General features: G+C 39.1%; 13 protein-coding genes. 5 read left to right on the top strand and 8 right to left on the bottom strand.

Annotated features, from left to right (window positions below; translation table 11 throughout):
• Positions 1–12 precede the first annotated feature (12 nt).
• Genes tilS through AC2117_RS15610 form a run of 3 tightly spaced genes read left to right on the top strand, consistent with a single transcriptional unit; the run spans position 13 to position 2,695 of the window.
• Positions 13–1,296, top strand: a complete 1,284-nt coding sequence (gene tilS / locus AC2117_RS15620) for a tRNA lysidine(34) synthetase TilS (protein WP_264757596.1) — start codon at positions 13–15, stop codon at positions 1,294–1,296.
• Entirely contained in the window at positions 1,268–2,104 is an 837-nt protein-coding gene (gene proC, locus AC2117_RS15615) for a pyrroline-5-carboxylate reductase (RefSeq protein WP_128814329.1), read from the top strand. The genes tilS and proC overlap by 29 nt, the downstream gene beginning before the upstream one ends.
• A 21-nt stretch (positions 2,105–2,125) precedes the next feature.
• Positions 2,126–2,695 carry a YggT family protein gene (locus AC2117_RS15610; protein ID WP_133975307.1) on the top strand — a complete coding sequence of 190 codons (570 nt, stop codon included), beginning with the start codon at positions 2,126–2,128 and terminating at the stop codon, positions 2,693–2,695.
• 54 nt (positions 2,696–2,749) lie between these two features.
• Here the strand turns inward: AC2117_RS15610 and polA are convergent, their stop codons facing one another.
• Positions 2,750–5,521, bottom strand: a complete 2,772-nt coding sequence (polA, locus tag AC2117_RS15605) for a DNA polymerase I (RefSeq protein WP_133975305.1) — start codon at positions 5,519–5,521, stop codon at positions 2,750–2,752.
• Positions 5,522–5,675: 154 nt separating this feature from the next.
• On the opposite strand from polA, the gene AC2117_RS15600 reads away from it, so the two are divergent.
• Positions 5,676–8,480: a DUF2339 domain-containing protein gene (locus AC2117_RS15600; RefSeq protein ID WP_133975303.1), complete on the top strand. Its 2,805-nt coding sequence runs from the start codon at positions 5,676–5,678 to the stop codon at positions 8,478–8,480.
• Here AC2117_RS15600 and AC2117_RS15595 read toward each other — a convergent pair.
• Entirely contained in the window at positions 8,470–9,387 is a 918-nt protein-coding gene (locus AC2117_RS15595) for a mechanosensitive ion channel family protein (RefSeq protein WP_133975301.1), read from the bottom strand. The two genes, AC2117_RS15600 and AC2117_RS15595, sit on opposite strands and share 11 nt — an antisense overlap.
• Positions 9,388–9,396: 9 nt before the next feature.
• Positions 9,397–10,218 carry a hypothetical protein gene (locus tag AC2117_RS15590; RefSeq protein ID WP_016139202.1) on the bottom strand — a complete coding sequence of 274 codons (822 nt, stop codon included), beginning with the start codon at positions 10,216–10,218 and terminating at the stop codon, positions 9,397–9,399.
• A gap of 96 nt (positions 10,219–10,314) precedes the next feature.
• Between AC2117_RS15590 and gspE the strand changes: the two genes are divergently transcribed.
• Positions 10,315–11,805, top strand: coding sequence for a type II secretion system ATPase GspE (gspE, locus tag AC2117_RS15585; protein ID WP_133975299.1), 1,491 nt, complete (start codon positions 10,315–10,317; stop codon positions 11,803–11,805).
• Positions 11,806–11,864: 59 nt separating this feature from the next.
• Here the strand turns inward: gspE and AC2117_RS15580 are convergent, their stop codons facing one another.
• From AC2117_RS15580 to gigB, 5 genes are all read right to left on the bottom strand, one after another.
• Complete coding sequence (locus tag AC2117_RS15580) at positions 11,865–12,296, bottom strand: organic hydroperoxide resistance protein (RefSeq protein ID WP_042895035.1); 432 nt, start codon at positions 12,294–12,296, stop codon at positions 11,865–11,867.
• A gap of 88 nt (positions 12,297–12,384) precedes the next feature.
• Positions 12,385–12,822 carry a MarR family winged helix-turn-helix transcriptional regulator gene (locus AC2117_RS15575; RefSeq protein WP_133975297.1) on the bottom strand — a complete coding sequence of 146 codons (438 nt, stop codon included), beginning with the start codon at positions 12,820–12,822 and terminating at the stop codon, positions 12,385–12,387.
• A 165-nt stretch (positions 12,823–12,987) separates the two neighbouring features.
• Positions 12,988–13,362 (bottom strand): DUF4951 domain-containing protein, encoded by a 375-nt coding sequence (locus AC2117_RS15570; protein WP_133975295.1) that lies wholly within the window; start codon positions 13,360–13,362, stop codon positions 12,988–12,990.
• 14 nt (positions 13,363–13,376) lie between these two features.
• Positions 13,377–14,201 carry a carbon-nitrogen hydrolase family protein gene (locus tag AC2117_RS15565; protein ID WP_133975293.1) on the bottom strand — a complete coding sequence of 275 codons (825 nt, stop codon included), beginning with the start codon at positions 14,199–14,201 and terminating at the stop codon, positions 13,377–13,379.
• Between the two features lie 26 nt (positions 14,202–14,227).
• Complete coding sequence (gigB, locus tag AC2117_RS15560) at positions 14,228–14,749, bottom strand: anti-anti-sigma factor GigB (RefSeq protein ID WP_042895044.1); 522 nt, start codon at positions 14,747–14,749, stop codon at positions 14,228–14,230.
• Positions 14,750–14,784: the final 35 nt, after the last annotated feature.

The following is a 14,784-nucleotide window of genomic DNA, read 5'->3' as shown; positions in this document are numbered from 1 at the left end:
TGTAGTGGCGGCATGGATTCAATGCTGCTACTACATTTGATGTCTCAAATTTTCCCTCAAAAGATTCGAGCGATTTATATCGATCATCAACTGCAATCACAAAGTGCAGAATGGGGTAAACTCGTTGCTAAACAAGCTACTTGCTTAGATATCCCTTATATTATTCAAAAGGTTCAAGTTACCGACGGTAATTTGGAAGCTCAAGCACGTCAGGCACGTTATCAAGCTTATCGACAGCATTTACAAGCTAACGAAATTTTAGTACTTGCTCATCATCAACAAGATCAGGCTGAAACAGTAATGTTGAGGTTGATGTCGGGTGCAGGTGTTGATGGCCTTGCTGCTATGCAGTCTATTGATTACCGCGTAGATATGACAATTTGGCGTCCTTTTTTAGATTTAACTCGTGAGCAAATTGTCGATTGGACTACCCAACTTGAAGTTGAATATGTAAATGACCCTACAAATTACGATATTCACTATGATCGAGCATGGTCACGTGAGGAACTTTGGCCATTTTTACAAAATCGATTTCCTAAAATGCAGCAAGCACTTAGTCGAACCAGCTATTTGATGCAAGATGCTTCTGAAATTTTAGAAGAAGTTTTGATAGTCGATTTAAAGTATTGTGGTACCGCTGAGTGTTTAGACTTAACTAAACTGTTAGATTTATCGGCTGCCCGTCAGCGTCAGTTACTTTCAGTTTGGATGAAAGGTGATGGGCAATATCGACCTGCATTTGAAATGGTCGAGCGCTTAAAAAATGAAGTGATTGATTCAAAGTCTGATGCACAAGCAGCATTACACTGGAATCAGTTTTACTATGTCCGTTATCAACAGAATCTTTATAGATTGAGTAAGCAGGTTTTTCTTGCTGAAACCTTAAGTCCTGTTGAGGCTGAATCGGAGCATCATTTCCAAATGGGAGAAATAGTGCATTTCGCTTCAGGAAATTTTCAGATTACACAAAAAAATATCGGTTTAGCTTCATCTTTATTAAATAAAAAATTGAGAATAATTCGACGTCAGGGTGGAGAAAAAGTCCATTTATATGGTCGTGTTGGCCAATGGCCGTTAAAAAAAGCAATTCAAGAAGCACATATTTTGCCTTGGCTTCGTCATACAATTCAAATATTAGTCATAGATAATGTTATGCTTGGGGTTTTTACACCGAAAGGATTTTGGTTGGCTCAGTCTCCGTATTGTGAGCAAGGAGGATGGCAACCAGATTTAATTTCTCATTCTTGTAATCTGGTAAATGGCGAATATGGTTATGGCAAGTGCAGTAAATTGTAATATCTGTTTTATTGGTGGCGGTAATATGGCCCAAGCGTTAATTGGTGGGCTCATTTCAAGAGGTTTACCACCGACACGTATTACTGTTTCAGATCCTGTTGAACAGATCCGTCAATTATTACAAGAGAAAGAAGTCCACGTCACACAAGATAACGTGGCTGCAATTCAAAATGCTGATGTTGTCGTACTGGCGGTAAAACCCCAAGTTTTGGCGACTGTTTTACGTCCCTTGAAAGGTCTGTTATCAGATAAATTGGTCATTTCAATTATTGCTGGTGCTGAAATTCAAACAATATCAAATTTAATTGATAGCGATCGAATTGTACGAGTTATGCCAAATACACCAGCTCTGGTTCAAACAGGCGCGCATGGTATCTATGCAAATGATGTAGTAGGTACTTCGGATCGTGAATTAACAAGTCAGATTTTAGCAGCCACAGGTTTAACAATTTGGGTAAACTCCGAAGCTCAAATTGATGCGGTAACAGCAGTTTCTGGTTCAGGTCCTGCATATTTTTTCTATTTGATGGAAAGTATGATCCGTGCGGGTAAGAATTTAGGACTGGATGAAAAAGTTGCAACCGCTTTGACTCTTCAAACGGCGTTAGGTGCAGCTCAAATGGCAATTACCAGTTCAAATACTCCATCTGAACTTCGTAAGAATGTGACATCGCCAAATGGTACAACACAAGCTGCACTTGAAGTTTTTGACCGTGCACAAATCTCCCAAAATATTCAATCTGCATTGGCTGCTGCTCAGAAGCGTAGTCAAGAATTGGCTCAAGAATTGAGTGACAGTGCGAAATAGCTTAAATAGGATAAGACAACTATGGGTGCAAATTCTGCGCTAATTTTTGGAATTTTAATTAATGTCGCGATTTTATTGGTCTTTTTCCGTTTTTTAATACAATTAGCGGCAGTAAGTCCTTATAATCCTGTGGTTTTATCGACCGTAAAAGCGACTAAGATTGTTGATATTTTTGGCCGAATTTTTCCGACGGTCGCAAAAGGCCGATTTAATTTGGCTGCGTTGGTTCTTTTAATTACGTTGTATTTACTGAAAATTTTCGGTGTGATGTATCTTTCTGGCTCTATGCCAAATAGTCCGATTCATTTACTGATTCTGACATTTGTAACCATGATTCAGGATTTGATTCGTTTCTGCCGTTATTTAATTTTCGCAACAATCATTTTGAGTTGGGTGGTCATGTTTACGCAATCGCGTTCACCTTATATTGAGGTGATTCAAGATTTAGCTGAACCATTACTCGCGCCATTCCGTCGTTTATTGCCTAATATGGGAATGATTGATTTATCTCCAATTTTGGCATTTTTGGCACTCTATATTGCCGAGATATTAATGAATGAAGTAGCGAAAGTTCTCTTAACCGGACTTTAAGCTGATTCAATAAAAAAGGGCTGTATTTAACAGCCCTTTTTTTATTTCTGTTAATTAATGAGCATCATCCCAGTTTAGACCTTGTCCTACTTCAACAAGTAAAGGCACTGAAATTTCTAGAACCGATTCCATAACATTTGCAATTTGCTTAGAAAGCTCATCGGCAATGTTTTGATCTACTTCAAAAACTAATTCATCGTGTACTTGAAGAAGTAACTTTGCCTGATCTTTTGGCAGAATTTTATCTACTTCAATCATCGCAAGTTTAATAATATCAGCTGCACTACCTTGTAAAGGTGCATTGATAGCTGCACGTTCGGCAGCCTTACGCACCATCACATTTCGTGCATCAATATCTGGTGTATAAAGACGACGACCTAAAATGGTTTCAACAAACCCTTGTTCTGAGGCAACTTGACGCGTGCGTTGCATATATTCATAAATGCCAGGATAACGTTGGAAATATTGCTTGATATAGTTTTGCGATTCTTGACGTGTGAAGCCTAATTGACGAATTAAGCCAAACTCAGACATACCATAAAGTAGACCAAAGTTTACTGCTTTGGCTTGACGACGCTGGTCATTAGTCACATCTTCAATTGCAATACCTAATACTTCGGCGGCAGTACGACGGTGAACATCTTGTCCATGTTGGAACGCATGTACTAAAGCATCATCTTGAGAAAAATGTGCCATTAAACGTAGTTCAATTTGCGAGTAATCGGCAGCCAATAGAACTCGGCCTTCCGGTGCAATGAAAGCTTTACGAATCTGACGGCCAATTTGTCTACGAATTGGAATATTTTGTAAGTTAGGATCGGAAGAGGATAGGCGACCTGTCGCTGTTAGCGCTTGATGATAGCTCGTATGTACACGATGCGTATCATTATGAGATTGTTCAACCAGACGGTCCGTATAGGTACTCTTTAACTTTGCTAAACCGCGATGTTCTAAAATAATTTCCGCTAAAGGATGTTCAATTTTTTCTAAAACACTTTCGCTTGTACTGTATTGCCCAGTTGCAGTTTTTTTCCCGCCTTTGATTCCTAATTTATCAAATAGAATTTCCCCTACTTGTTTAGGTGAAGCAATATTAAAAGTTTCATCTGCAATTTCCATGGCTTGATTTTCAAGACCTTCCATAGTTTTTGCAAATTCAACACTTAAGTTATCGAGGAATGCATGATCTAAACGAATGCCATTCTCTTCCATACTCGATAAAATTCGGGCAACTGGCATTTCGATGTTATATAAAATATTTTCTAGTTCAGGAAATGGTTTAAGTTTGTTTGAAAGGACTTCATACAAACGATAGGTCACATGTGCATCTTCTGCTGCATAGTGAGCAGCGACTTCAATCTCAATTTGATTAAATGTTTTCTGCTTTGCACCTTTGCCAGCAATTTGCTCAAAAGTCGTTGTTAAGTGACTTAGGTAGACACGGGCAACATCATCCATTCCATGACGAGTTGCTGCTGCATTCAGTACATAAGACGCCAACATGCTGTCGAAATACCAGCCTTTTAACTCAATTCCATGGTTAGCGAAAATATGTGCATCGTATTTAAGATGATGACCGATTTTTTTAACCGCTTCATTTTCTAGTACAGGCTTAATTTGAGCCAGAATTTGCTCACGGTTCAGTTGCTGTGGCGCATTTTCATAGTTATGCGCCAAAGGAACATAGTAAGCATCTTGTGCATCAAATGCGATTGAAAAACCAACCATTTCGGCAATACGATAATCAAGACTCGTGGTTTCTGTATCAATCGCAAAATGATCGGCATTTTGCATGCGTTGCCAGAGTTGATCCCATGCTTCTTGAGTTAAAACAGTGTGGTAATTGGCAGTCCCAAGCTGGTCATCTTGACTCGTTAAACTGGCCTGATCTTCGGTTTCTATCGAATCAGCTGGTTTAACCTCATCTTGTACTACGACTTGTGAAACTTGTTGTTTATAAGCAGAGCTGTTCGGATTATTTGGATGGTCAAGTGACTGTAACTGATTTCTAAACTCAAGTTCAGTATATAAGTTACGCAAAGCATCAACATTTGGGTCGATAAGCTTTAATTCATGCCAGTCGAGTTCTAAAGGAAGATCACACACAATACTTGCTAGCTGATGATCAAGCTTAATATTGTCTAAATTATCTTTAATATTCTGACTAATCTTGCCTTTAAGTTGGTCTGCATTGGCAATAATATTCTCTAGGGTGCCATATTCAGTCAGTAATTTTGCTGCTGTTTTTGCACCAATGCCTGGAACACCCATAATACCGTCGGATGCATCGCCCATCAGAGTCAAGTAGTCGATAATCTGATTTGGCCAAACTCCAAACTTCTCAAATACACCGTCAGTGTCCATTACGCGATCTTTAAAACTATCTTCTAACTTTACATGATCATTAACTAATTGAGCCATGTCTTTATCTCCAGTCGAGATGAGAACATGGTGGCCTTCGAGTACGGCACGTTTAGCAAGTGTACCAATAATGTCATCCGCTTCTGCGCCAGGGAGACTATATAAAGGAATACCTTGAGCTTTAATCAATGCATGTAAATATGGAATTTGTTGAGATAACTCTTCGGGCATTGTTGGGCGATCACCTTTATAAATGGGTGAAAGCTTATGACGGAAGGTTGGTTCGGGAGTGTCAAAAATTACGGCCATATGCGTCGGTTGCATACGACGCATAAGTTTTTGAATCGCAGAAATTGCTCCACGTATTGCATTGGTATGTAACCCTGTAGAGGTCGTCAATGGTGGTAATGCATGATATGCACGAAATAAAAAATAGGACCCATCAACCAAGACAAATGGTGGCATTGAACAATTCCTTAATCTGAATTACGGGTATTTTACGTGAAAACGGATATGAATGCAGGTTTATGATTTTTGCAGTATTTTGTATGTATAAATATACGCTTGTATTGCCTTGAAGTAAGATGACATGTAATGAAGGTGTCATATTGCTAAGCCCATGTATAAAAAAGACAAACAGGGAATGATCATTGTTTTGATCGCTTTGACTTTGTTTTTAGCCATTTCGATTGGTTTTAAATTCCAGAGTGCTGTTGCTGCTTTATCGATTGCACTCGTGGTAGTACTGGTTCAGTTATTATCAAATTTGCATCAGCGTCTGACTCATTTAGAACAACAGTTTTCACATCAGGCAAATCCTCTTTATTCTATTCGTATGCAAACAACAGTGATTTATACGGCTGCCTTGGTTGCGTTAGTTGCTTATATGAATCACTGGATGTGGATTGCTGGCGGTGCATTACTGGTTTTATTGTTATGTTTGGTCCAAACGATTAGTGCATTCCATACAAGACTATTGTACCTCGAGACAGCAAAACAAAATGTTCATGTAAATGAAGCAATAAATACAGATGTTGTAACGCCTGTATCGGGGCAAATTGATCCAAACAATATGATCAAGCCTGCTCTACCTGAAATGAACTCTTTAGACCAAAAAGAAAATTTAGCTCCTGTACAAACTGCATGGTGGCAACCAGCAATAGATTGGATGGTACATGGCAATCCGATTTTAAGAGTTGCTGTTGCTGTGCTCATGGTTGGGGTAGTGTTGTTACTGCGTTTCGCAAGCGAGCACTGGCAGCTAAGTTTGGGTTTGAAACTTGGGTTTATCGCTGTTGCTGGAGGTGTATTAACGGCATTTGGATATATCTTACAAAAGAAAAATCAACTTTTTGCTGTGGCATTGCAAGGTGTCGGACTGGCAGTTGTATTCCTAACACTTGTGTTCTCGCATCATTTTGGTGTGATTGCCAGCCTAACTACAGCTAGCATCTTATTTACTATTTTATTAGCAATCACTGTATTTTTAAGTTTAAAGCAACAGGCGATTTATTTAGCGATTTTAGCACTCGGCATGGCTTACGCAGCGCCACTGGTCATTCCGCAATATCGTCCCGATGTGGTTTTCTTATTTAGCTACTATTTGGTCATTAATCTTGCTGTTGCTGCCGTTAACTTTATTCAGCCTTGGAAAGTTTTGAATCAAATCACTTTCTTTGCCACGATGTTTATTGGTGGTAGCGCGATAGGTTTTTATGCAGAACCTGCAAAATTTGACACATTAGACTGGATTTTATGGCTGCATATAGGATTATTTATTTGGCTCAGTGTGCGTTATAGCCAAAATATATCTCGAGTTTCAACACCTGAAAAACGAGAAGGGATTCGTTTACCTCCACTGTTAGATGTTGGTCTTATTTTTAGTGTGCCTGTACTTGGCTTTACGCTACATGCCTATTTAGTTCATGAGTCTACCCAAGCGTTGACGATTGGTGCTGCTGTTTTGGCTGGTACTTATGCCGTATTAACTTTCTGGATCAAAAAGACCCATCCTCAACTTTCGGTGTTGGCAAAAAGCTTTTTCATTCTCGCCGTTGCATTTTTTGCTCTAATCTTTCCACTCGCGAAAGGAGCACACTGGACTGCAATTGGTTGGGTCGCTCAAGGTACGGCCTTAATTGTATGGGGTGTAACTGAGCGCTACCGTTTAAGCCGATATATTGGTGTAATTTTAGTTTTACTAAGTTCAATTGCATTGTTTTATCAATTTTGGGCAAATGAACAATTCCCAACATTGAGTACAAGTATTTATGCAATCGCCCAATTTATTTCAGCCTTCTATTTGTTGCAATACAACAGTAAAGAGCAACACTATTTTAGTGCCAGCATGTTTAGCGGTATTTTCTTGTGCTTAGGGATGTATGCAGGTGCTGTCGCTGGTATAGAAATATTGACATGGCAAAATCACGGCTTAAGCCCATATTTGATGGTTGCGATATTATTATTATCAATATTTAGTGTAGTCGTTCACTACAAACTAAGAGTCCAATGGCAGAGTTTACAGTTAAGTCTAATTAGCCTTTTATTGTTGTTAATTTTGGGTGAGGCCTTTACCAGTCAAATATTCAGCGTATTTAAATGGCCGAGCATATTGCAACAGGGTACTTTCCTCATTGCAGCAACATTCCTCAGTGCTTTATTCATTATGGCTCAACCGCAGTCAGGTCAGTTTGGGTCTTTAAAGGCATGGGCTGGTTTAAGTTGGATGGCATTAGCCACGGTTGGTTTGGCGATTTTTCCACAAATGCCAATTGTTGCTTTGGCTTTCGTTCCAGTGGTTTATTCGATTTGGGCTTACCAGTCCCATAAAACTGCTTTGTTACATCAAATTCCGGTGTGGTGCCTAAGTTTACTATGGTTGCTTGTGGTGAGTGTCGATATCCATTCTGCCGAGTACCTTTATTTTGTTCCATTGTTGAACTTAACTGATTTTCTTTCAATTGTAGTATTTGCAGGTCTTCTCTTTATTATCTATCAACATGCTTTTGATCAAGATAAATCACTGGAGTGGACTTTTAAAATTACAACAATTCTAGTGGGATTATTAGTATTCAGTAATGTGGTGGTTAGAAGTTTGCACCATTATTGGGCGACGCCACTCTGGAGTGCTGCAATTTGGACAAATGGTCTAGTACAGTTAAGTTTGACATTGCTTTGGGTCATCTTGGCATTCGTTTTAACCACATTCTCTAGTCGAAGAATGATTCGTCAATTGTGGTTTGTGGGTGCTGCGCTTTTAGGAATTGTCGTATTAAAACTAATTTTGCTTGATCTATCGCAAAGTGCGACATTAACTCGAGTCATTTCATTTATTGGGGCGGGTGGGGTAATGTTAATTATTGCTTATCTTGCACCATTACCACCGTCATCCTCTGTACAAAAAAATGAAGAGCCTAAGCTTTAGGCTCTCGTTTTAACTCATTTTGATTAGTGTATTGATCGATATCATCTTCAGCAAAAACAGTAGGTGGTCGATCAATCAAACCCATTTTAGGAACAGGAATTTCAATCTGATTATCTAAAAATCCATTTCGAATTCTTTCTTGCATCTCATCTCGGACTTTTAAAGAATTTTCTTGTCTACACCACATTGCAAATAAAAGTTCAATCGATGATTCTCTGAATGCAGTAACTGTAACAGCAGGCTTTGGGTCATCTAATACAAGCGGATAATGAGCTGCTACGTTAAGTAGAACTTCACGAACTTTAATGATGTCTTCGTGAAAGTTAATTGCGAGTGTAATTGGAATTCGCCGAATTGGGTATTTAGATAAGTTGTGTACGGGAGCACGAATAAGCTGTTCATTTGGCAGACGAATATAGACATTGTCTAATGTAAGTAGTTTTACAGAAAGCAAATCAATTGAGATCACTTCACCTTCAATCGTATTTCCACGAATCAGGGTAATCTGGATCGTATCCCCGACTTCAAACGAACCTTCGCCAATCAAAAATAAACCACTGATTAAGTTACTGGCAGACGTTTGCGATGCGAAACCAAGTGCTACGGTTAAAATCCCTGCCGCACCAAGAAATACACTGAGTTTAAAACCAGCTTCTTTTAAACTCGTCATAATGAAGAGTAAGAAAATAAAATAAAAAATACCGCGGCGCCACACCAAACGTTGATGAGCATTAAAACGTGAGCCAATGGTTCTAATGAATGTATTTGAAATAATACGAGCAAGAACAAAACCAATAAAACAGAGCACAACAGCGACTAAAATTTCACTAATACGTTCGGTATTAATATTGGTAAATATGCTTGTGAGGCTATCAGCGATATCCTTAGGAATACTTGTATCAGCCATATAAACCTCTTAAAAGAATGAATCAAACATATTGAATAATGCACCACCAGGTGAACGTGGCGGATGAACATAGGTCACTTCACCTGCAAGTGGTGGAGTGCGGTTTTCAATACGAATGCGTGCGGGGCGATCAGAGCCTTCATAATAAACTTTAATTTGAGAAGTCCATAAACGCCCCGTACTTTCACTATAGAAAAGAGGCAGGGCGGTAACTGGTACATTCATGCGGTCAAAACGCAATTGATGATTACTGGTATTGTGAAAATCAATTGGGGTTACAGCACGAAAAGCACGCGGTGTTAACAGGTTCAAATCGGTACGTCCATCTACTGAAGTGGCATAGCAAATTTCACCTTGCTGGGCATTTGGACCAAACCATGTATCTTTGGGCTGAATTAGGGGAATCTCAAACAGAGGCTCATGCTGACTTTCAACCAAACCAGCAATCCATAGTGGTGTACTAATATAGAGAGTTCCACGTTGTCCCGCTGGAATGTAGATAGGATCAACGGGTTTAATTACTACTGAACGGTCTGCCAGTCGTGGCATAAGTAAAAATTCCGGATTAGTTTTCCGAAACATGTAGCGTTCTACTTGAACAGTATGCGGAAAGGCAAAATTCGGATCTGCGATTGGGTGCCAATCTTGCTCATTATCGTCTTGAAGAGATGGGCGATAATATTCGATACGCCATTCTTTTATACCGCGCGTTAGACGAAAAAGCATTGAACCGAATTGCCATGCTTTAGACTGATTAATTTCAAAGCGCTGTTCTCCCCACCATTTTAAGGAATTCTGGGGGCGAGGCTGATATTCATTATTTTCAAACAAGACGTAAAATTCCTCTACCGAGTTGTTAAACAGACTTCACGCTGTAATCTGCTTAGAGTACACTCAAAATCATCTTACTCATCATTATAAATTGTGATGCAAATATTGAAACAAATACAAGTTCCATATAGTTTTGCCAAGCGTCATGGTGTTTTATTTCGTTATGACGGTGATCAAGTATTTATTATTAGACGTCAAAATACTGAAAAAATTGCATTGCAGGAAGCAAGACGAATTTTAGGAAAACCAGCCCACTATCAGTTATGCACTGAACAAGAATTTAATGCACTGCTTAGTACAAGTTATGCGCGAGATACAGGGGAATCGCAAGAAGTTGCAGCAGGTTTAGAAGATCATCCTGATTTATTAAGCTTGGCCGATCAGGTGCCAGAAACAGAAGATTTGATGGACCAAGAAGATGATGCGCCTATTGTCCGTCTTATTAATGCACTTCTTTCTGAAGCAATTCGAGTTGGCGCGTCAGATATTCATATCGAGGCTTTTGAAAAGAAATTATCTGTACGATTACGTGTAGATGGTCAATTACGTGAAATTGTACAGCCACGCCGTGAGTTGGCGCCTTTACTGGTTTCACGTATTAAAGTCATGGCAAAACTCGATATTGCAGAAAAGCGTGTACCGCAAGATGGTCGTATTTCTTTACGTCTTGCTGGACGTGAAGTGGATGTCCGTGTTTCGACTTTACCATCGTCACATGGTGAAAGGGTTGTAATGCGTTTGCTTGATAAACAAGCTGGTCGTCTTAATATGATCCATTTGGGTCTGATGGCAAATGATTATGAGCGTTTAACCCAACTCGTGCATCGTCCCCATGGCATTATTTTAGTAACAGGTCCTACAGGCTCGGGGAAAACGACCACTTTGTATGCAGCCTTATCTGATCTAAATGACAATACGCGTAACATTTTGACAGCCGAAGACCCGATTGAATATCAACTTGAAGGTATTGGGCAGACACAAGTCAATACTAAAGTGGATATGACTTTTGCTCGTGCTTTAAAGGCAATGTTGCGTCAAGATCCGGATGTAGTCATGGTGGGTGAAATTCGTGATCTGGAAACTGCTGAAATTGCAGTACAAGCATCGTTAACGGGTCATTTGGTTTTATCTACACTGCACACCAATACAGCTATTGGCGCGGTCACCCGACTTAAAGATATGGGGATTGAACCATTTTTACTATCGAGCTCCTTAATTGGGGTTGTTGCTCAACGTTTGGTTCGAACTTTATGTCAACATTGTATGACATGGCGTGAAGCGGATACTTTCGAAAGACAGGTATTCCAGCATATTCATAGTGAATCTTTGTTGAAGTTACCACAGGCTCAAGGGTGTGATCACTGTTCTCACTTAGGTTTCAATGGGCGTACGGCTATTTATGAAATCGTGCCTGTTGATGAGCCTATGCGCCGTCTGATTCATGGAAATGCGGCTGAATATGAATTAGAAAATCATGCTCGTCAGTACTCTGGTTCTATCCGTGATGATGGTTTACGCAAAGTACTTACAGGTAAAACTACACTCGAAGAAGTGCTTCGAGTAACCAATGAAGCAAGTGAAGTCTAATTTGTAATGAGCAATAAAAATGCCCGATAAGATTCGGGCATTTTTTAAAACTTAAAAAATTACTCGGTCACAATATTAAAGTTCACATCAATATTATCGCGAGTTGCATTTGAATACGGGCAAACAATATGAGCTGCTGCAACTAATTTTTCAGCTTCTTCACGATCCATGCCAACCAAGTACACATTTAAAGTCACTTCAATACTGAAACCTGTAGGAATTGGACCAATACCTACTTCGCCTTCTACATAAGCATCTTTGCTAATATTAAATTTATCGCGGTTTGCAACAAATTTTAAAGCTCCTAAAAAGCATGCTGAATAACCCGCTGCAAATAATTGCTCAGGATTTGTTACAGCTCCGCCAGCGCCACCCATTTCTTTAGGGACACCAAGTTGTACATCTAAAACACCGTCTGATGAGGTTGCACGGCCATCACGACCACCGGTTGCTTTAGCTTTTGCACGATAAACAACTTTTTCTAATGACATCGTTTTTATTCCTAAAATAAATTGAATACAAATATATCGTACACGACTTAATTATTTTGACAAGTATATTTTTTGAAAAAATTGCTGTTTATTTGACTAGGTTTGTACGGAGTTTAGTAAGTTGATCTTTTAGGCCCAGTAGTGTTGTCATATCACATGAACTTGCGTCTAATACTTCGGCTGGAATATTCATTGCTCGATCTTTTAATTTTTTTCCTTCATCGCTTAGCGTAATAATAACTTGGCGTTCATCTTTCATTGAGCGAGTGCGGTGAAGAAAATGTAGGGCTTCTAATTTTTTCAGAATAGGGGTGAGAGTTGATGATTCTAAAAAAAGCTTGGCACCAATTTCTGAAACAGTCACTTCATCCTGCTCCCATAAAACTAACATCACCAAATATTGAGGATAAGTAATACCCAGAGGCGTTAGAAGTTTTCGGTAGAGCTGATTAAGGGCTAAATTTGTTGAATAGACGAGGAAACATAGTTGATTCTCAAGCTTTAAGTTTTGACAGTCTTGGTCCATATCTTCCTCAAAGAAACTAATATTGCTTTTGTAGTATATCGTGTTCTATTCAGTTTCTTAAATGTTCATAAGAATAGGTTATGAATAAAATAAATTAAGGAGCATAAAAAATGGAATAATTGAATCAATTATTCCATAAGATAAAAATATTTTAGATAAAAGTGCCTACCATAGGTCTGCAATTTTTTTCATCAAACGTGCACGATATTTAGCAGTAGGATTATTTACACTACGTTGTTGCTCTTGTTCATAAAAATCTTGCCAAGCAGTGATCATCTCAAGCGTTGTTCCTTGTTTTTTAATCATAGAAACATCTGCTGGCTGAATGTTTTCTAAACGTTGTCTTGCACCTTCTGCGCCCGTTCCCCATCCAATTATTCTTTGGCCAAATGCAGGCAAAGGAATATCTTTAGGAGTAGAGGGAAGAATATCTGATTTGAGCTGTGCGGGTGGTGAAACGAAATGATTCGTTGTACCAAACTCTGCATAACAATGAATATTTGCCCCCAAGCAAAAAAAGCTAAATAAGTATTTCCACATGAATAATTAAACTTTTAATAGTGAATTAATTTACGGTGTGTCATTAGAGGCATTGAAGAGCGGACGAGATCTTGTGCTGTTAAATCAAAGGGCACAGTGATTAAACCATTCCCTTCATTTTCAATCATACTTAAAATTTGACCACGATTATCTGTTGCCCCAGAGTGTCCCCAGGTTTGTCGTTTTTCACCATGCCAGCCCTGTTGTGCTGCACCTAAAACATAACATTGGCTATCCATCGCTCGAGCCTGTAGCAAAAGTTGCCAGTGCATTTGTCCTGTTGTGTAGGTAAATGCAGCAGGAGCAGTAAGAATATGAGCGCCTTGTTGTCTTAGCGTTAGAGCAAGCTCTGGAAAACGTAAGTCATAACATACCATTAAGCCAATATTGCCAAAAGGAGTAGATGTGACTACGACGTCTGTTCCTGGTTCAAAGAAACGAGACTCTTGATAACCACCGACCGCATCACCAACTTGTACATCAAATAAATGAATCTTGTCATAACGTGCTTCTGTACGCTCAGGGCTAATACAGAGGCTAACGGTTCTGACGCGACCATCTTGAATCGTAGATCCATCTGGACGGAATGGACAAGGTAAGGTACCGGCCACAATCCAGATTTGATATTGATGTGCTAGTTTCTCAAGCCTTTGTTGAATAGATTCGAATTGCTCAGCAGTTTCACGTTGTTTTCCAGCAGCAAAACATACAAAGTTTTCGGGGAAAACAATCAAACTGGCATTTTGCGCCTTGCTCTGTTGAATCAAAGACTCAATGATTTGAAAGTTATTCTCAATATCATCTTGGGAGTTCATTTGAGCAACAGAAACGAGGGTCATATTCTAATCCGGCTTAATGGTGGAAGTCAGGCATTTTGCTTGTCCGATACCTGTTCAAGCGTATCTTGTTCTTTCTGTAACTGCTTCACAAGTGGTTCAAACATATTCTGATTGTTTGCATTGAGTTTCATCAATGTCTTATGTGCATCGAGAACAGTTTTTAGCATTGCATTATGAGTGATTTGTTCATCTGTTAACGTTAACGTGCAAACATTAGGATCACCACAATAATTCAAAATGACAAAAACCTGCCCTAGCCCCATACTGTTGGCTAAGGTTGTGATATCTGGATTGGTAGATAGCATCACAGCTTGAATATGATGAGCCTGTTTCAGCTTTAAACCTAGTTTGGCTAGGATGCCTAATACAGTACTATCAATAAATGTTGTTTGGGTTAAATCAACGATTGCACCAACAACATTCTCTTGCTGTTCAATTCTGTTTAAAAGTTTGTCTAGACTTATACAAGAATGGGCTCGCACTTCACCAATAAGTTTGAAAATATGCGTTCCATTTAAACTTGCATATTCAACATGACCTGTTGACATATAAATGCCATTTTCAGAGAAGGATAGAAAAATTA

Origin of the sequence: Acinetobacter calcoaceticus, from assembly GCF_900520355.1 — a bacterium.
Classification (GTDB): Bacteria; Pseudomonadota; Gammaproteobacteria; order Pseudomonadales; family Moraxellaceae; genus Acinetobacter; species Acinetobacter calcoaceticus_C.
Note: the sequence above shows the minus strand (reverse complement) of the source record. Positions and strands in the feature narration are given on the sequence as shown.